Source organism: Pseudomonas sp. PAGU 2196 (assembly GCF_022179005.1).
Classification (GTDB): domain Bacteria; phylum Pseudomonadota; class Gammaproteobacteria; order Pseudomonadales; family Pseudomonadaceae; genus Aquipseudomonas; species Aquipseudomonas kermanshahensis.
Genome location: NZ_BNTL01000014.1, coordinates 138,645 through 157,082, shown reverse-complemented (window position 1 = coordinate 157,082; position 18,438 = coordinate 138,645). Strand labels below are relative to the sequence as shown.

Below are 18,438 nucleotides of genomic sequence, written 5' to 3'. Positions count from 1 at the left end.
TTTCCGACGGACCGACGTGCATGAGCCAACTCCCGCAGCCCCCCTCCGCCACCGACGACGGCAGCGCCGCGCCGCAGTTTCTGGGAACCCGCATCCGCGGCCTGCGCAAGCGCCGCGGCATGACCCTGGCGGAGTTGGCCACACAGAGCGAGCTGACGGCCGGCTACATCAGCCAGTTGGAGCGCAACCTCTCTTACCCGTCGATCCCGGCTTTGTTCAACATCGCCCGCAGCCTGGGTGTGACCATCCAGTGGTTCTTTGCCAGCGAGGCCAGCACTGCACCAGAGGACCAGGGCTACGTGGTACGCCGTAACAGCCGCCTCAGCGTGCATTATGAGGACGGCATCGTCGACCAACTGCTGACACCCCAGCCCAACCGCGAGCTGGAGATGCTTCACTCGCGCTTTCCACCGGGCACCTACAGCCAGCAGAGCTACAGCCACGACGGTGAAGAGGCAGGGTATATTCTCAGCGGCAGTTTTGAACTGTGGGTGGGCGAGCGCTACTTTCAGCTGGGCGAAGGCGACAGTTTCAGCTACTCCAGCCAGGAGCCGCATCGCTATGGCAACCCAGGGGACGTGGATGCTGTGGTGATCTGGGTGATCACGCCACCGACCTTTTGAGCCCGCCAAGCGGCCACTTTTGATCAGGCCATCCGCCAATGACTGAACACGCCCACCAGCTTGAGCCTGCGCTGCAACCGGTCGACCACCCTCGCGTCGTGGTCTTCGTCGCCTATCCGCACATGGGCCTGCTCGACCTCACGGGCGCCCAGACGGTGTTCTGGGCCGCCACCAAGGCCATGGCCGAACGCGGCCGACCAGGCTATCGGGTACACACCGCCAGCCTTGACGGCGGCCTGCAGCAAACCGCTGAAGGCCTGGTGGTGGCGACAGAAACCTTGGACACCGTGATGGCACAGGTTGTCGACACGCTGATCGTACCCGGCGCCCCGGACATCATCCGCACCCTCCCCGACCACGCGCCGCTGGTGGCCTGGCTGCGCCGCGCCGCCGTGCAGGCCAGGCGCACAGCCTCGGTGTGCAGCGGCACATTTCTGCTGGCCAGCGCCGGCTTGCTCGATGGGCGCCGCGCCGCCACCCACTGGGCCATGTGCGAGGTACTGCGCCGCGACTTCCCGGCGGTGCAGGTAGACCACGAGTCGATCTTCGTTCAGCAAGGCGCGGTGTGGACCTCGGCCGGGGTCAGCGCCGGCATCGACATGGCCCTCGCCCTGGTCGAACTGGACTGCGGCCGTGAAGTGGCGATGCAGGTGGCACGCGAGTTGGTGGTCTTTCTCAAGCGGCCTGGCGGCCAGGCGCAATTCAGTGAGCTGCTCAAGCTGCAGGGGCGCGATTGCAGCGAGTTCGAAGCCCTGCACCTGTGGCTCAACGAACACCTTGGCGACCCTCGGCTGAGCGTCGAACACCTGGCCGAACAGGCGCACATGAGCCTGCGTAACTTCACCCGGGTGTACAAGCTCAAGACCGGCCGCACACCGGCCAAAGCCATTGAAGTGTTCCGCCTGGAAGCCGCGCGGCGCCTGCTGGAAAGCGCCGACAGCCACATCGAGCAGGTCGCGCGCCAGTGCGGTTTCGGCAACGAAGAACGCATGCGCCTGGCCTTCCAGCGTCATCTGGCGGTAACACCGCGTGACTACCGCGCCCGTTTTGCACGCTCTGTTTCGTTGGCCGAAATTCAGGGTTCTTTGGCCTAGGGCGTGGCGCTCGTCGCTCGTAACATCGGTCTCCTCAAACACGGGCTACCTTGGTTACCCGGACATTCCAGGAGCACAACGATGAAGAATATCCTGATCATTGGCGCGGGCTTTGCCGGCCTCTGGAGCGCTCTGAGCGCTATACGCCAGCTGGACTTGAACGGTCGCAATGATGTCGAGGTGACGCTGCTCGCGCCCCAGGCCGAGCTGCATGTACGCCCGCGCTTCTACGAACCTGAAGTACATACGATGGCCGCGCCGCTGGAGGCGCTGTTCGAGGCGGTGAACGTGCGCTTTGTGCAAGGCACGGCCTTCCACATCGACGAAGCCGCCAGGCGCGTGCGCTATCGCACGCAAAGCGGTACCGAGTGCGAGCTGGGTTATGACCGCCTGATCATGGCCTGCGGCAGTGTGCTCAACCGGCCGGAAATGGTCGGTATCGAGCATGTTTTCGATGTCGACAAGATCGACAGTGCGGCGCGCCTGGAGGCGCACCTCAAGTCCCTGGCTAGCCTACCGGACACACCTGCCCGCAACACCGTGGTGGTGGCCGGGGGTGGTTTCACCGGCATCGAGACTGCCACCGAGTTGCCGGCGCGCTTGCGCAACATCCTCGGTGAGCAGGCCACACTGCGTGTGCTGGTCATCGACCGTGGCGCCAGGATCGGCGCGGCCTTGGGTGATGGCATCCGCCCCGCGATCGAGCAGGCATCCGAGGCTTTGGGGGTGGAATGGATCTGCGGCGCAACCGTGGCCTCGGTGGACCCCGACGGCGTCCTGCTGGATAACGGCCAGCGCATCAATGCCAGTACCGTGATCTGGACGGTGGGGTTCAAGGCCAACCCGTTGACCGAGCAGATCAGCGGTGACCGGGACCGCCAAGGTCGGCTGCACGTGGACGGCAACCTCAAGGTCAAGGGTAACGACACGGTCTACGCGGCTGGCGACGTTGCTTATGCCGCCTGCGACGAGGTTGGCAACTATGCGGTGATGTCTTGCCAGCATGCGATCCCGCTGGGCCGCTACGCCGGCAACAATGCCGTGGCCGAATTGATCGGCGTGGCACCGATGACCTACAGCCAGCCCAAGTACGTCACCTGCCTCGACCTGGGCGCCTGGGGCGCAGTGTATACCGAAGGATGGGAGCGCAAGGTGTCGCCACCGGAAGACAAGGCAGAGGCCAAGGTGCTCAAATCGCAGATCAACACGGTCTGGATCTACCCACCGGCCGCGAACGATCGTGCAGCGGCGCTGGCAGCGGCTGACCCGACGATACCGGTCGCCTGATACAGCCGAATCGCCGGCAAGCCGGCTCCCACAGGTACAGCGCCAGAACTGAGATTGGCGCTATCTCTGTGGGAGCCGGCTTGCCGGCGATGGGGCGCACGGCGCCTCCTTTTACTGCAATCAGGCAGCAGCGAACAGTTCGTTGGCGATCTGGGCCTGTGCGGCGTCGATGGCCTGGCTGCGGTGCTCTGGGCCGTAGGCCAGACCATGGGCGCGTACGATTTCCAGGTCGGTGACACCGATAAAGCCCAGAAACACCTTGAGGAAGTCTTCATGGCCGGCACCCGTCGGCTGGCCAGCGTGCAGGCCACCGGCGGTGGATACCAGGATCACCTTCTTGTTACCGCACAGGCCTTCAGGGCCGGCTTCGGTGTAGCGGAAGGTCTTGCCGGCAACGGCTACGCGGTCAATCCAGGCCTTGAGCTGGGTCGGCACGGTGAAGTTGTACATCGGCGCACCCATCACAACGGCGTCGGCGGCGAGGAATTCTTCCAGGGTTTCGGCGCTCAGCTTGGCTTCGAAGGCCTGGGCCGCGTCGCGCATGTCTTCAGCGGTACCGGCGGCCACCAAGGTAGCAGCGGAGAAGTGGGCGATGGCGTCGGCAGCCAGGTCGCGGTAGACCACTTGCAGGCTTGGGTCGGTGGCTTTCCAGGCTTCGACCACTTCGCGGCTCAGCTGGCGGGAGGCGGAATTGTCGCCCAGGATGCTCGAATCGATGTGCAACAGTTTCATGGGACTCTCCTGTAATGAAGACCGCGGCATTGGGCGATCACGATGGGGAGAATCCTACCGGGATGACGAATAGCTGATAAGCAGGCAAAAATGCGTTAGTTTGTCCCACAGATGGAACAGTGAGACATTCCCATGCAAGACCTCAACGACCTCTTCTACTTCGCACGCGTGGTCGAAGCCGGCGGTTTCGCCGCTGCCGGGCGCCAGCTAGGCATCCCTAAATCTCGCCTGTCACGGCGCATTGCAGAGCTGGAAGAGCGCCTGGGCACACGCCTGTTGCAGCGCACCACGCGGCAACTCAAGCTGACTGCCGTGGGCGAGCGCTACCTGCACCACTGCCAGGCCATGCTGCTGGAGGCAGAAGCCGCAGACGAGGCCGTCGCCAGCATGAGCAGCGAACCACGCGGGCGGCTGCGGGTGTCCTGCCCGGTAGCACTGGCACATGCGTTTCTGCCGGATGTGATCAGCCGTTTTCTCGCACAGTACCCACTGGTGCAACTGGACATGGTCCTGCTCAACCGCCGTGTCGACCTGATTTCCGAAGGCATCGACGTAGCCCTGCGCGTGCGTGACCTGGGCGACGAGGACCCGGCCCTGGTTACCCGCCGGCTGCGCCAGGCGCAAATGCAACTGGTCGCCGCTCCAGGCTTTGCCGACCACATTCGCGAGCCCGCCGAGCTGGCCTCATTGCCGGTGCTGGGCGCGGCCGAAGCTGACCGGCTGGTACACTTTCGCCTGCTCGGCCCGAATGGTCGCCAACAGGACATCGCCCTGGAGCCACGCTTGGCCATCGATGATTTCGTGGTGCGCAATGCCGCGGTCCGTGCTGGGTTGGGCTTCACTGCGCTACCCAGCATGTTCTGCGAAGAGGAACTGGAACGTGGCGAGCTGGTGCGGCTGCTGCCGGACTGGTCATTGCCGGGTGGGTATCTGCAAGCAGTGTACCCTCACCGGCGCGGTGTGTTGCCGGCCGTACGGGTATGGATCGATCATCTGGCGGCGTCGTTCGAGGCCTGTGGGGAGCGTTATGTCTAAGCAGAAAATGACCGAAGCCCAAGTGGCGGACTTTTGCCTGAGCCTGCCCGGTGCGCGGGAAGACTATAAGTGGGGCGGTATCCGAGTGTTTTCGGTCGCAGGCAACAAGATGTTCGCGGTGCTGGACCTGGCGGGCGCAGGGTTATCGTTCAAGGTCGCCGATGAGCTGTTTCTGGGCTACTGCGACCGCCCCGGCGTGCGTCCCGCGCCCTACCTGGCCCGGGCGCGGTGGGTCAGCATGGCGCCGCCTTACCCCATGGGGCGCGACGAGCTGTGTGACCTGCTGCAGCGTTCGCACCAATTGGTGGTGCGAAAGCTGGCGAAGCGGTTGCAGGTGGGCTTGTTGATCTGATGATCAGATGGCGGAGAGCAGGTGGCGCCCCAAAAACAGGTAGTCCACCCAGAACACCTGATGCAGCAACACAATCCCCCAGAACACCAGCTGATACGACAGCTTGCGCGTCTTGTGCCGGAACATCTGCTGGGCAACCAGCGCCCCCGGCCAGCCGCCACACAGCTCGCTGGCATGCAGCACGTTTTCTGGCGTGCGCCAGGCCTGGCTGCGTGCCTGTCGTTTGTCCTGCCAGTACAGCAGCAGGCTGATCAGGCTTACCGCCGGGTAGAGCGCCAACGGCACCCAGGACTGGTCGGTCCAGGCCATCTGCGCCGCGCCCATCCCCGGCAGCAGGCACAGCGCGCCCAACACCAGCAGTTTCAGGCGTACATGACGTACGCCCTCCTCGCTTTGAGCTTTGGCCATATCAACCGTGCGCCGTCGACCAATCGACCCAACCGAACTGCCAGGTCGCCAGGATCAACAGGCCAAAGGCAATGCGGTACCAAGCGAACGCCGCATAGCTGTGGTTGGCGATGAACTTGAGCAACGCGCGCACAGCGATCATGGCGAAGATGAACGAGGTCACGAAGCCGATGGCGAACACCGGCAAGTCGCTTGGCTGGAACAGGTCACGGTACTTGTAGCCCGAGTACACCGCTGCACCGACCATGGTCGGCATCGCCAGGAAGAACGAGAACTCGGTAGCGGCCTTGCGCGACAGCCCGAACAGCAGGCCGCCAATGATGGTCGAGCCAGAACGCGAGGTACCCGGAATCATGGCCAGGCACTGGACGAAACCAATTTTCAAGGCATGGCTCCAGCGCATCTCGTCAACGTGGTCGACCTCCACGCGGTGCTCACGGCGCTCGGCCCACAGCATGATCACACCGCCCACCACCAGGGCCGCAGCCACGGTGATCGGGTTGAACAGGTATTCGTGAATCAGGTCGGCGAACAGTACGCCCAACACCACCGCTGGCATGAACGCCAGCAACAGGTTACCCGTAAAGCGCCGCGCCGTAGGCTGGGTGGTGAGCCCAAAGACCACGTCGAGTATCTTGCGCCGGAATTCCCACACCACCGCCAGAATGGCGGCAAGCTGAATGATGATGTTGAACGCCATGGCCCGTTCGCCGCCAAAGCCGATGAGATCGGCGACGATGATCTGGTGCCCGGTGCTGGAGATCGGCAAGAACTCCGTCAACCCCTCGACCACGCCTAAGATGATTGCCTGAAAGGCAGTCCAAAAATCCATCATTCCCCCGATGGAGCGCTGCTGCTGCAGGCCCCTTGTTCTTGATTTACTTGAAGTTGCCGCACACGGCCCGGCTGTTTTACAGCGACTGTTGGGCGTAACGCCAGTGGAAAAGTTCACGCCCCCTAAAGGTTTCATCTTGCGCGGCCGAAATCCTATCAAAGCCGCTTTGCAATGGCTTGCTCCGTTGCTGCAGACTACGACCAGACTAGCACTTAGCCATTAGTCGAGTGGGGGCTTGTCGCAAAGCATGCTTGGATGCACCTGAATAACAAGAACAAGGCGGGAGTGCCTGGATGAAAACCCTGAGATCGATGTCGATCAGCCGTCGTCTGTGGCTGATTCTGCTGGTGGCGGTGGCGATGCTGGTAGTACTGGGCCTGCTGATGCTGCGCCAGATCCATGGCGACCTGTACCACGCCAAGGCGGAAAAGACCCGCCACGTGGTGCAGACCGCAGCCGGTGTGCTGGCCTATTACCAAGGCCTGGAGGCGGCCGGCACGCTGAGCCGCGATGCCGCCCAGCAACAGGCGTTGCAGGTGGTGCGCGCGCTGCGTTACGACCACGACGACTACTTCTGGATCAACGACCTGGGGCCGAAGATGATCATGCATCCGGCCAACCCCAAGCTCGACGGCCAGGACCTGTCTGCCATTCGCGACCCCGACGGCTTTGCCGTGTTCAACGAAATGGTCAACCTCGCCCGCAGCCAAGGCGCCGGCCCGGTCAACTATCGCTGGCCCAAACCCGGCGCCAGTGAACCGGTGGCCAAAACCTCCTATATACAGCTGTTCAAGCCGTGGGGCTGGGTTATCGGCTCAGGCGTATACATCGATGACGTGCAGGCCGAATTTGCCCGGCAATTGCGCGACGCCTCGCTGGTCGGCCTGGGCATTGCCCTGCTGATGGCGCTGGTGGTCATGCTGATTGCCCGCAGTATCGCCCGCCCGTTGCAGGAGGCCGTGCAGGCCATGGGCACTATCGCCAGTGGCGAAAGTGACCTGACCCGACGCCTGGACACCCACGGCCGGGATGAAATCACGCACCTGGGTGAACACTTCAATCGCTTCAACGGCAAGCTTCAGGGCGTGGTCGGCCAGCTGCAGGGCGCCGCCCATGACCTGGCCAGGTCCGCCGGCCATGTCGGTGACAACGCCGGGGCAGCGCAACAGCACAGTGCCCAGCAATCACAACAGATGGAGCAGGTGGCCACGGCCGTCAACGAAGTCACCTACGCCGTGCAGGATGTGGCCAAGACAGCCGAGCAGGCCGCCGGGGAAATGCGCGCGGCGCAGCAACAAGTGCAGCATGGCCAGCAGGCCATTCATGGCAGCCTGGAACAGATCGATCGGCTGTCGGCGACCATCGACCAGGCTGTCCAGGTGATTCGCGACCTGGCCGGGCACAGCACGCGCATTGGGGGTGTGCTGGACGTGATCCGCTCCATCGCCGAGCAGACCAACCTGCTCGCCCTCAACGCGGCCATCGAAGCGGCACGCGCCGGTGAACAGGGCCGTGGCTTTGCGGTGGTCGCCGACGAGGTTCGCCTGCTGGCCCAGCGCACCGCTCAGTCCACGGCCGAAATCCATACCATGATCGAGCACCTGCAAGGCCAGTCGGACGCCGCAGTGCGGGCTATCGACAACAGCAGCGAGGCTTCGCGCCAGACCATCGAGCAGGCCCGCGAGGCCGGTGCCAGCCTGGATGCCATCAGCCAGGTGCTGCACAACCTGACCGCGCTCAACGCGTCCATCGCCAGTGCCACCTTGCAGCAATCGCATGTGGTCGAGGAGATCAACCGCAACGTGCTGGATACTGCCGGCTTGTCGCAGCAGACTGCCGAGGCGGCGCGCCAGTCGAGTGATGCAGGCGTGGCGCTGGGGCGGTTGAGTGAGGAACTGGAGCAGCTGTTGCGGCAGTTCCGCGTGTAGCCCCCTGTAGGCGCGGCCTTATTGCGACGCAAGTCCGCGCCTACACCCGTACTACTCCTTCTATTATCGACAAGCTACAATCGCGCCCCTCTTATCGCCTCTCCAAGGATCACCGATGTCCGGCCTTGAACTCATCGCCGCCGTACTCGGCGTCACCGCTGTCTGGCTCACCGTCAAGCAGAACGCCTGGTGCTGGCCGATCGGGCTGGTCATGGTGTTGATCTATGGCTGGCTGTTCTTCGAGGTGAAGCTGTACTCGGGCATGTTGCTGCAAGTGGCCTACGCCCTGTTGCAGCTGTACGGCTGGTGGCAATGGAAGCGCCCGGGCCGTGCGCACGATGCCCGCCAGGTGACACGCCTGCACGCGCGCGCGCTGTGCACCGGGCTCGCACTCGGCGCACTGCTCAGCACAGCCCTCGGCGCGGCTATGGCCAACTGGACCGATGCTGCCCTGCCCTGGCTCGACGCCACGCTGACCGGCTTCAGCCTGGTCGCGCAACTGTGGATGGCACAGAAACGCCTGCAATGCTGGCCATTGTGGTTTGTAGTAGACATTGTCTATGTCGGCCAATACCTGCATCAGCAACTGTATTTCACCGCAGGCTTCTTCGCGGTGCTCACGCTGATCGCCATACGTGGCTGGCTGGAATGGCGCCGTGACCCCGCGCTGGTGCAAGCATGAAGGTGCTGGTGCTGTGCGGGCCGGAATCCAGCGGCAAGAGCTGGCTAAGTGGCGTGCTGCAGGCGCATTTCGGTGGCGTGGTGGTCGCTGAATACGTGCGCCACTTCATCGACCAGGAATGCCGCGACACCTGCTACGCCGACATCCCCACCATCGCCCAGGGCCAGCTCGAGTGGGAAGACCGCGCCCGCGCGCAAGCGCCCGAACTGTTGATACTCGACACCCACCTGCTCAGCAACATGCTTTGGAGCCGCGCCCTGTTCGACGACTGCCCGGCCTGGCTGGAACAGGCCTTGCTTGCTCGGCACTACGACCTGCACCTGTTACTGAGCCCTCAAGGCGTGGACTGGGTTGCCGATGGCCAGCGTTGCCACCCCGATCTGAACGACCGTCAGCGCTTTTTCGACGACAGCCTACAGTGGCTGCAACGCCATCAACAAGCGCTGTTGGTGATTGATGGCAATTGGCCGCAACGCCAGTTGCGGGCCTTGCAAGCTGTCGCTACGCTGCTTGATAGCGATGCGCCAGCCTGCCCCACCGAGTGTTAAGCCACTGACACACCCTGGTGGGTGATAGTCCCCGCAAATGCGGGGGTTACCCCTGTTCCGGGGGCAGTGTCAACCTCGTGAAACACCCCTGCAAAAATCCCTCCAGGCACGGCCTGTGCTGGCTTTGCCAGTGGCTGGCCAAATGCTCTGTTTCAGCGGTGATACAAAAAAAGCCGCTCTTCTTCAGGTTTTCTTCCCAACGTGTTGATTCCATAGCATTAACTGAAAGCGGCACACCTTCTGCTCTCTTATTCGCAACGCTGAATAGGGCCAGCGCTCAAAAGAAGGAATTGCCATCGTGGGGAATCTTGATAAAGGCATTTATCGGCTCCTGCTGGTCAGTAGCATCGTCGGATCGGGTTTGAGCCTGCCTGCCCAGGCCGAGAATGGGATCATCACCATTACCCGCGATGTGCAGACGCGCAACGCGACCATCCCGCCGCTGATTCCCGACCCCAGCCCGACCACCGTCAACGCCAACCCGTCCGCGCAGATTCTCAAGCAAACCCATGAGCTGAGCGACGGCGACTTTGCCAACATCAGCAGCGGTGCCGGCATCAGCGCCCTGGTCACGCAACAGACCAACACCATTGGCGGCAACGTCACTAACCAGACGCAACTGCCCAACCTCGCCGCTGGGCGCGGCTCAGGTTCAGGCAACGGCATCTCCAACATGGTCAACTCAAGCGTGCAACGCGGCCTGGCCCCCTTGCAAATCCTGACGGGAGGCAAGTGAGATGAGGCATACGCTGCTGATCCTGGCCACGCTCTGCTGTGCGCCGGCCTTTGCCCAATCCCCCGTGATCAACAACGCCAACATCGACGATTCGGGCAGCCAATACCAGGGCAACCTCACGGTCAACCAGGCAGCCGGCGACCTGCAGCAGCAGGCTAACGCCCGCGCCATCGCCGTGGGCCATGAGGCCAGCGCCACCACCCAGATACGCCAGCGGCTCGGCACCGCAGTCGACCGCAACATGGATGCCACCGCCAGCATCCAGGGCAATGCTTTCAGCCAAGGCAGCGGCGCCCTGGGCGTCAACCAGAGCGCCGGTGCCAGCACCCAGCAAGCCAACGCACTGCGCATCAGCCTCAGTACTCAACCGCAAAGCATCGACGACAGCGTCCTCATGCAACAGAACGTGGCGCTGCTCAACAACTCCGATCCAGCTGACACCGCACCCGGCCATCGCCAGGTCACGACCAGTGACCAGGCATTCACCGGTAGCCGTGGGGTGATTCAGGTGAATCAGAGTGCCGGGGTGGGAAACCGAATGGCCAACACCTTGAGCATACGGGTCGCGGATTGACCCAAACAGTTAAGAACAACACTTAACCTAAATAAAGTACGGAGAATCACCATGAAACCCTCGATGGCAATCAAGCCTCTGGTTTTCGCAATTGCTGCGGTCATGGCTGTTGCTGTACAAGCTGGGCAAAACGATCGGCGTAATGACCATCACAATGGCCACCACAACAATGGTCAGCACACGCCTCCACCCACCAAGATCCCGGTGTACGCCACCGCCAACGCCATAGATAGCCAGCGCAGCACCGGCAATACCGTCACCAACCAAGGCACCATCAACGAAGCCGAGATGAGCAGCTCGGCCACCGGTGCCAGCGGCAACGTCGGGGTCAACGTGGCGGCCGGTAACGGCAACCAACAAGACAACGCCGCTGCCATCGCCAACGCAGCGTCCGACTCGAGCCTGGACAACAGCTTCGTGTTCGGCACCGCCGAAGCCACTGCGGACGTTCGCCAGTTCAGCAACAACAACCGGGTCGACAACTGGTCTACCCAATCGTCTGCGGTGATGAGCGGTTCGGGTGACGGCTCCTCCGGTAACGTGGGCGTCAACATTGCTGGCGGCGACCTCAACCAACAGAAAAACACCATGGCGATCGCCAACACCAATGCGCCATTGGGTAATGCCACCGCAACCGCCTCTGCCGACCAGAACGGCCCAGGCCTGACCGTGCACAACAACGCCGACCGCACCTACCGTGTGGATACGCTGACCTTCACCACGTCGGCCAGCGGTTCGAGCTCTCGCGATGGCTCGTTCACCTCCAGCGATGACCGCAGCTCGTCCTCGAGCTTCAGCGTGGCGGGCGCCCAAAGCGCCAGCAACAATGGCTCTAGCTCCTGGAACTCCAGTGGCTCGGCCAGTTCGAACGCCAGCGGCTCCAACAGCTCCAACGCCAGCGGATCGAACAGCGCCACTGCCAGCGGCTCCAATAGCTGGAACGCCAGCGGCTCTGCCAACGCCAACGCCAGCTCGTCCAGCAGTGCCAGCCTGAACGCTACCCTGGCTGCTGCCGCCGATGCAACGCGCACTGTGACCACCGACGATGGCCGTCGTGAACGCACCCGTACCGACAGCTTCGATGCTTCGCTCAATGCGTCGCTCGATGCTTCGATCGACAAGTCGCATGAAAGCGCCTACGACTCGTCGTTCGAAAAAGCGTTCGACTCCTCCTACGACAAGACCCGCAACTCTTCGTACGACAAGTCTCGCGACTCTTCGTACGAGAAGTCCCGCGACTCTTCGTATGAGAAAGCCCACGATTCTTCTTACGCAAACGCTTCGGAGTCTGCGTACGAAAAATCGGGTGAAAAAGCCAATCAATCGTCTAACGACGTGTCGAAAAGCTTCAGCGAAAGCAGCTCGTATGACCTGAGCAACACCGTGTCCTTCCAAGTGCTGACCCCAACCGGCTGGGCCAACCCTGTGACCAACACTGCAACCTTGAGCGGTTCGGTGAATGGCGGCAGCGGCAACCTGGGCGTCAACGTGGCAGCCGGTGTGGGCAACCAGCAAAGCAACTCGCTGGCCATCTCCAACACCTCGTTCTAACGGCTGTAGCCTCGAGGCCCCCTACGGGGGGCCTTTTTCAACCAGAACAAGAAGGCACCCGATCATGCGTATTTTCGCCTTGGCGTTTTTGCTGTGCCTGGCCAGCGTGAGCGAAGCTGCACAAATGCCGTTGTCCGTGCTGCCCGGTGGCGCGGTGGTGTTCAAACCCATCCAGAGTGTGCGCGAACGCAAGTTCGCCGACCTGGTGCAACAAAAAACCGACTTCAGTTGTGGCGCCGCGGCGCTGGCCACCATCCTGCGCCAGGCCTATTGGCTGGACGTGGACGAACAACACATCATCGAAGGCATGCTGGCGCACGCCGATCAAGACCTGGTGCGCACGCAGGGCTTCTCCATGCTCGACATGAAACGCTACGTGGAAAGCCTGGGCATGCGCGCCCGTGGGTACCGGGTAGCACCCGAAACCCTGACCAGCGTGCGTATCCCGGTCGTGGTGCTGATGGACATCCGTGGCTACAAGCACTTTGTGGTCATGCAAAAGGTCGACAACGGCTGGGTGTACATCGGTGACCCTGTGCTGGGCCACAAACGCTTCAAGGTCGAGGACTTCCTCAAAGGCTGGAACGGCATCATCTTCGCCGTGATCGGCCAGGGTTATGACAAGGGCAATGCCCTGCTCGACCCGCCTCTGCCACTGACTGCCAAGGGCCGCGTCAATAACTTCACCCCGGTACAGGACGCAGAGCTGCTGGATTTCGGCTTCATCAAAAGCGACTTTTTCTAACGGTTCTTCTAACGATAGGGAGCACGACGCTCCGGGAGCATCCAATGAAGATTCCATTCTGGCTAGCCGTGGCATGCCTGGCCGCCAGCCTACCGACCCACGCACAGCCGCTCACCCCCATCGAACTGAAGGATCAGGAGTTGGCGAACCTGCGCGGGCGCTATGTGATGCCGGGGCGGATCGTCAGCTTCGGCATCGTCATGACCAGCACCTGGCAGAACGCCAAGGGCGACGTGATCGGTGCATCGTCGACGCTGCAAGTGCAGCAAAACACCATCAAACCGCAGTTCTATGTGTCGATGATCGACGAAAAAGGCACCAGTACGGCCCATTCGCAAAGTGCCAGCCCTGCGCCCGGCACCGGTGCGGTCAGCGGCGGCAGCGGGCTGAACACCACCGAAGGGGTGACCCAAGTGGTGCGTGCGGCGGGCGACAACAACACCGCCTATAACAATGTCGACATCAACGTCACCAAGGCCAACCAGGCGCCCGTGGCCCAGCCGCAGGGCCAGGCACTGACCGCAGGCTCGACCCTGGTCGGCGAAAACGGCGCAGGCGCGCTGAGCGTTTCGTCCACCGGCGTGGGCGTGCAGCTCAATATCAATGCCGCCAACAACCAGGGCAGCACCGTGCAACGCCTGGCCCAAGGGGGCCTGACGCAGAACACGACGTTGCTTGGCAACGGCAACCAGGTCAGCAACCTCACCTCCCTCAACGTCGTCATGCGCGAGAACGTACCCACGGCCGCTTCGCTGAACGGTAGCCTCGACCAGCTCAAAGGTCTTCGCACTCTCGGATACTGATCTACGCTCAGTCTCATCAAAAGTAGTCGGAAGGGACGGCATATCCATGCACCGATCGTTAACGTTCAGAGCTTTTGTCTGTTTGACTACCCTGGCCCCATCCACCGCCCTTTATGCAGCAGTCGACCCACAGGTTGAGGCCCTGAAACAAGAATTGATGGCGTTGAAACAGCGCTACGAAGCGCAGCAGCAAGCGTTGATGGTCCTTGAACAACGGGTTCGCCAGGTGGAGGAGACCCCTGCGGCGCCGCAGCCTAAACGGTTGACCAAATCCCCGGCCGAAACGGTCAAAGGTGGCCAGACCGTCGCCGCCGGGGCGCCAGGCACCACCGGCAGCTCCTATGGCCAATCGCTCAAGGACGATTCCGAACCTGCGCAAAGTGTGTCCAACCTGTACGACGAGGCCAGCGGCTTCTTCGGTGGTGGCAAGTTCAGCTTCGAAACCGGCGTCACCTACACCCATTACGACACCCGCGCACTGGTGCTCAACGGCTTCCTTGCGCTGGACTCGATTTTCCTCGGTAACATCAACCTGGACCGCATCAAGGCAGACAACTGGACCTTGGACATGACTGCCCGCTACAACCTGGCACAGCGCTGGCAGTTCGACATTAACGTCCCAGTGGTCTACCGCGAATCGACCTACTCGTCGGGTGGCGCCGGTGGTGCAGCCCCGGTCACCAGTGATGAAACCGTCACCCGCGACCCGGAAATCGGCGATATCAACGTCGGCGTTGCCTACAAGTTCATGGACGAGTCCGAAAACTGGCCCGATGCGGTGGCGACACTGCGGGTCAAGGCGCCCACCGGCAAGGACCCGTACGGCATCAAGCTGCGCGAGGTGCCGGGCAACGACAACCTGTCGGTGCCAGAAAGCCTGCCGACCGGCAACGGCGTATGGGCGATTACACCGGGCATCTCGCTGGTCAAGACCTTCGACCCCGCCGTGCTGTTCGGCAGCCTGTCCTACACCTACAACATGGAAGACTCGTTCAGCGACATCAGCCCCCAGGTCAACAGCAAGGTACCGGGTGACGTGAAACTCGGCGACTCCTGGCAAGTCGGGGCCGGCATCGCCTTTGCTCTGAACGAGAAGATGAGCATGTCGTTCTCGGTTTCCGACCAATTTGCCCGCAAGAGCAAGATCAAGCCAGATGGCGGCGACTGGCAATCGATCAGCAACAGCGATTACAACTCAGCCAACTTCAACATCGGCATGACCTTTGCGGCCAGCGACAACCTGACCATCGTGCCCAACCTCTCGATTGGCCTGACCGACGATGCGCCAGACTTCTCCTTCAGCCTCAAATTCCCCTACTACTTCTGACCCCCAGCCGCCTGCCGGGCCTGCGCAAGCCAGCCCGGCATTTGGTTACCAGCCTTGTAGCCCGCCGTATTCCCTGGCCCAGCCTGTTATCATTCAGCACAGTTGCATGACGATTTAATGGCAAAAGGGAAGTTTTCTGTGAAGAACCTGTTCGACCACCCACGCACCCGGCTCGTCGCTTTGGCGGGCCTGGTGCTGGTGATCCCACTGGGTACGCGCGCCATGCTGGGTTGGTCCAACCCGCTCGGTTATCTGTCCGACCTGGCCCTCGGCAGCCTGCTGGTCTTGCTGCTGCACCGCCGGCCATGGTGGCTGGCGTTGCCGGTTCTGCTGGCCTGGGCGGCGCTCTGGGTGGCGTCGGCCGAGCTGGTGAGCGCGGTGGGCAGGCTGCCCACCAGCGCCGACCTCGGCTACCTGACCGACGCCCAATTCATGGAGAACTCAACCGGCGGCGGCCTCGCGCATGGCTGGTTGCCCTGGCTCTTGGCGGCCGGCGTGCTGGGCTGGCTGCTCAGCGTCTGGGGCAGCCGCGGCCAACGTGTCGCCCCCCTGCCCCGCAAGGCCTGGGCAGTTACGCTGCTGCTGTTTGGCGCGCACTGGGGCAGCCAACACCTGGCGCCTTCCGATGCCGAGCAGTGGCGGCAGTACAACCTCTCCCATCAGTTGCTGTCGGCCGGCGTCGGTAGCCTGCAGCGCCAGGCCCTGGGCTGGGCCGGCCAGGAACAAGGGGGCACGCCCTTGCCCAGCAGTGGCCTGACCCAGTCCGACCTGCATGGCCAGAAGTTGCTCAAGGCACCGGGCAGTGCACGCAACCTGTTGGTCATCACCGTCGAAGGCATCCCCGGGGCCTACATTCGCCCCAACCGCCAGGCCCTGCACAGCCGCTTCGACGAAGACCTGATGCCAAAGCTCAGCCGTTGGGCCGAGCGCGGCATGAACACCCCGGATTATGTGCTGCACACCCACCAGACCATCCGTGGCCTGTACGCGATGCTGTGCGGTGATTACGACAAGCTGGCCAACGGCACGCCTAAGGGCGTCGAACTGCTGACCCAGAATGACCGTAACCAGGCCTGCCTGCCGGCACAGTTGCGCCAGGCCGGGTTCACCACCCACTACTTACAGGGTGCTGGGCTGCGCTTCATGGCCAAGGACCGCATCATGCCGCACATCGGTTTCGATTCGGTGCATGGCCTGGAGTGGTTCCGCAACAAGAACTACCTGGAATTCCCTTGGGGCAAGGACGACCGCGCTTTCTTCGAAGGTGCCCTGGACTATGTCGGCCAGCTGAGGAAACAAGACAAACCCTGGATGCTGACCCTCCTGACCGTGGGCACTCACCAGCCATATTCGGCACCGGCGGCTTACCTCGAGCGCTACGACACGCCCAAGCAGGCTGCCGTCGCCTACCTGGATGATGCAATCGGCGCGTTTCTCGACAAACTCGAACGCCAGGGTGTGCTCAAGGACACCCTGGTGGTAGTCACCTCCGACGAGTCCCACGGCATAGACGGCGTGCGCCTGGCATCCTCGTGGGGTTTCAACCTCACCCTGGCGCCGGAGCAGGCGGAGCTACCCACTATCAAGCGCGGCACTTATGGCCATATCGACCTGACCACGTCGCTGCTCGACTACTTCGCCTTGCCGATCCCCGTCGCACTGGGTGGTCGCTCGCTGTACCGCGATTACGACACCGGCCGCGAGATGATCTCCTACACCAACGGCATGCTGCGTTACCACAACGGCCAAGGCGTGTTCACCGAATGCGACTTCCAGCAGCGCTGCCGACGCTATGCCAGCGAAGGTTTCATCGCCGACCAGGCGCGCTACCTCGGCACCGGTGACGACATGCTCGGCCAGCAGGTCGTTACCCTGGCCGGCACCCTCGACCAGTCGCTGCTGCAAACGCCGCTCAACTTGCGCTACCAGTTCGGCGGCCCATCACCGATAAAGTTGCGCAAGCGCATTCACGATGACTGGGCCGACAACCTGATCGGTGCGCAGTACCTGGAGATGCCCGGCGGCTCGCACACCCGTGTACGGGTCAAGGTGCGCTCGCTGGACCCGCGTCGTGCGGCCTACATTCAGCTCAAGGCCAAGCAACTGGAGCAAGATGTGCCATTGGGGCTGCCAGAAGAAATCCGCGTGACGGCGGATCAGCCACTAGAGATGGAGTTCAGCTTTGACAACCCGACCGAGCGCAAGGCGTTTTCCTTCCACTTGCTGGGGTATGGCGGCGGTGCGGTCGAAGTCAGCGACTTCAGTGTGATTACCGCATTACCTGGGGAAAGCGACGCGCCGGATGAACTGACCGACGACCCTATCGCCCATTCGGGCTGACGCCAAGCCCACCGTTCATCGCACCACCTTCGATGCCTGTCGATCTGGCCCTGCCCCGCTCGACCAGTGCTGAATCCCTACCCTGGAGTCAGCACCATGAGCAGTGAAAACAGGCATGAGGTGGTCTCCCGCAGCCAGTGGCTGGCAGCACGCCGGCAGCTGTGGTTGCACGAAAAAGCCTTCACCCATCAACGCGACGAGCTGGCTGCAGCACGTCGCGCTTTGCCCTGGGTGAAGGTCGAACAAACCTATCGATTCCAAGGGCCGGAGGGCGAGCTGAGCCTGGCCCAACTGTTCGCCGGGCGCAGCCAGCTGTTGCTCTATCATTTCATGTTCGCCGAGGGCTGGCGTGAAGGTTGCCCAGGCTGCTCTTTCCTGGCTGACCATTTTGACGGCGCCAACCTGCACCTGGCGCACCACGATGTATCGCTGGTGGCCGTCTCTCGAGCGCCCTACGCCGAGTTCCAGGCATTTCGCCAGCGCATGGGCTGGCAGTTTCCCTGGTACTCGTCCGCAGGTAGCGGGTTCAATGAAGACTTTGGCGTCAGCGTGGGCAGCGACGGGCCTCGGCAGTACAACTATGAGCCTTATGAAGGCAGCGAAAGCGAGTTGCCGGGGCTGAGTGCGTTCTACCTTGACGCTGACGGCAGCGTGTACCACACGTACTCAACCTATGCCCGCGGGCTGGACATCCTGGTCAATACCTACAACTTCCTCGACATTGCGCCGTTGGGGCGTAACGAGGCCGGGACCATGGACTGGGTGCGGCACCATGACCGCTATGAAGGGCAGACCGGCAAGGCGCATTGTTGCCATGACTGATGCAAGCCTGCCCTGA

At 62.5% G+C, this 18,438-nt stretch carries 19 protein-coding genes and 1 pseudogene; 17 read left to right on the top strand and 3 right to left on the bottom strand.

Going from position 1 to position 18,438, the window contains the following annotated elements; all coding sequences use genetic code 11:
• Positions 1 to 20 precede the first annotated feature (20 nt).
• The 3 genes from MFF34_RS14680 to MFF34_RS14670 all read left to right on the top strand — a co-directional run bounded on the left by MFF34_RS14680 (position 21) and on the right by MFF34_RS14670 (position 3,004).
• Positions 21 to 623, top strand: a complete 603-nt coding sequence (locus tag MFF34_RS14680; protein WP_027594783.1) for a cupin domain-containing protein — start codon at positions 21 to 23, stop codon at positions 621 to 623.
• Positions 624 to 661: 38 nt separating this feature from the next.
• Positions 662 to 1,717, top strand: a complete 1,056-nt coding sequence (locus MFF34_RS14675; RefSeq protein ID WP_238214896.1) for a GlxA family transcriptional regulator — start codon at positions 662 to 664, stop codon at positions 1,715 to 1,717.
• An 81-nt stretch (positions 1,718 to 1,798) separates the two neighbouring features.
• Positions 1,799 to 3,004, top strand: a complete 1,206-nt coding sequence (locus MFF34_RS14670) for an NAD(P)/FAD-dependent oxidoreductase (RefSeq protein WP_238214895.1) — start codon at positions 1,799 to 1,801, stop codon at positions 3,002 to 3,004.
• A 120-nt stretch (positions 3,005 to 3,124) separates the two neighbouring features.
• Here the strand turns inward: MFF34_RS14670 and MFF34_RS14665 are convergent, their stop codons facing one another.
• Complete coding sequence (locus MFF34_RS14665) at positions 3,125 to 3,736, bottom strand: FMN-dependent NADH-azoreductase (RefSeq protein ID WP_238214894.1); 612 nt, start codon at positions 3,734 to 3,736, stop codon at positions 3,125 to 3,127.
• 132 nt (positions 3,737 to 3,868) lie between these two features.
• Between MFF34_RS14665 and MFF34_RS14660 the strand changes: the two genes are divergently transcribed.
• Positions 3,869 to 4,771: a LysR substrate-binding domain-containing protein gene (locus MFF34_RS14660; RefSeq protein ID WP_027594779.1), complete on the top strand. Its 903-nt coding sequence runs from the start codon at positions 3,869 to 3,871 to the stop codon at positions 4,769 to 4,771.
• A complete protein-coding gene (locus tag MFF34_RS14655) occupies positions 4,764 to 5,123 on the top strand; it encodes an MmcQ/YjbR family DNA-binding protein (protein WP_027594778.1) in 360 nt (119 codons plus the stop codon). The genes MFF34_RS14660 and MFF34_RS14655 overlap by 8 nt, the downstream gene beginning before the upstream one ends.
• Positions 5,124 to 5,126: 3 nt before the next feature.
• Here the strand turns inward: MFF34_RS14655 and MFF34_RS14650 are convergent, their stop codons facing one another.
• Entirely contained in the window at positions 5,127 to 5,531 is a 405-nt protein-coding gene (locus MFF34_RS14650) for a DUF1294 domain-containing protein (RefSeq protein WP_238214893.1), read from the bottom strand.
• 1 nt (position 5,532) lies between these two features.
• Positions 5,533 to 6,363 (bottom strand): undecaprenyl-diphosphate phosphatase, encoded by an 831-nt coding sequence (locus tag MFF34_RS14645; protein WP_027594776.1) that lies wholly within the window; start codon positions 6,361 to 6,363, stop codon positions 5,533 to 5,535.
• Positions 6,364 to 6,659: 296 nt separating this feature from the next.
• Between MFF34_RS14645 and MFF34_RS28335 the strand changes: the two are divergent.
• The 12 genes and pseudogenes from MFF34_RS28335 to MFF34_RS14590 form a co-directional block, all read left to right on the top strand.
• Positions 6,660 to 7,421, top strand: a pseudogene (locus tag MFF34_RS28335) (cache domain-containing protein); the annotation flags it as partial.
• 138 nt (positions 7,422 to 7,559) lie between these two features.
• Positions 7,560 to 8,294, top strand: coding sequence for a methyl-accepting chemotaxis protein (locus MFF34_RS28330; RefSeq protein WP_374707406.1), 735 nt, complete (start codon positions 7,560 to 7,562; stop codon positions 8,292 to 8,294).
• A gap of 115 nt (positions 8,295 to 8,409) precedes the next feature.
• On the top strand, positions 8,410 to 8,976 hold the full coding sequence (pnuC, locus tag MFF34_RS14635) for a nicotinamide riboside transporter PnuC (protein WP_238214891.1): 567 nt from the start codon (positions 8,410 to 8,412) through the stop codon (positions 8,974 to 8,976).
• On the top strand, positions 8,973 to 9,524 hold the full coding sequence (locus tag MFF34_RS14630) for an AAA family ATPase (RefSeq protein ID WP_238214889.1): 552 nt from the start codon (positions 8,973 to 8,975) through the stop codon (positions 9,522 to 9,524). Before pnuC ends, MFF34_RS14630 begins: the two co-directional genes overlap by 4 nt.
• A gap of 298 nt (positions 9,525 to 9,822) precedes the next feature.
• The gene (locus MFF34_RS14625; protein WP_027594772.1) at positions 9,823 to 10,260 is read left to right on the top strand and encodes a hypothetical protein; all 438 of its coding nucleotides are present in this window, start codon (positions 9,823 to 9,825) and stop codon (positions 10,258 to 10,260) included.
• Between the two features lies 1 nt (position 10,261).
• The gene (locus MFF34_RS14620) at positions 10,262 to 10,834 is read left to right on the top strand and encodes an adhesin (protein ID WP_238214888.1); all 573 of its coding nucleotides are present in this window, start codon (positions 10,262 to 10,264) and stop codon (positions 10,832 to 10,834) included.
• Between the two features lie 51 nt (positions 10,835 to 10,885).
• A complete protein-coding gene (locus MFF34_RS14615) occupies positions 10,886 to 12,385 on the top strand; it encodes a heme utilization protein (RefSeq protein WP_238214886.1) in 1,500 nt (499 codons plus the stop codon).
• 64 nt (positions 12,386 to 12,449) lie between these two features.
• Positions 12,450 to 13,130 (top strand): C39 family peptidase, encoded by a 681-nt coding sequence (locus tag MFF34_RS14610; RefSeq protein ID WP_027594769.1) that lies wholly within the window; start codon positions 12,450 to 12,452, stop codon positions 13,128 to 13,130.
• 44 nt (positions 13,131 to 13,174) lie between these two features.
• Positions 13,175 to 13,933 carry a hypothetical protein gene (locus tag MFF34_RS14605; protein ID WP_238214885.1) on the top strand — a complete coding sequence of 253 codons (759 nt, stop codon included), beginning with the start codon at positions 13,175 to 13,177 and terminating at the stop codon, positions 13,931 to 13,933.
• 46 nt (positions 13,934 to 13,979) lie between these two features.
• A complete protein-coding gene (locus MFF34_RS14600) occupies positions 13,980 to 15,260 on the top strand; it encodes a hypothetical protein (protein ID WP_027594767.1) in 1,281 nt (426 codons plus the stop codon).
• Positions 15,261 to 15,398: 138 nt separating this feature from the next.
• Positions 15,399 to 17,600: an LTA synthase family protein gene (locus MFF34_RS14595; protein WP_238214883.1), complete on the top strand. Its 2,202-nt coding sequence runs from the start codon at positions 15,399 to 15,401 to the stop codon at positions 17,598 to 17,600.
• A 96-nt stretch (positions 17,601 to 17,696) separates the two neighbouring features.
• Positions 17,697 to 18,422 (top strand): thioredoxin family protein, encoded by a 726-nt coding sequence (locus MFF34_RS14590; RefSeq protein ID WP_238214881.1) that lies wholly within the window; start codon positions 17,697 to 17,699, stop codon positions 18,420 to 18,422.
• The last annotated feature ends 16 nt before the right edge of the window (positions 18,423 to 18,438 follow it).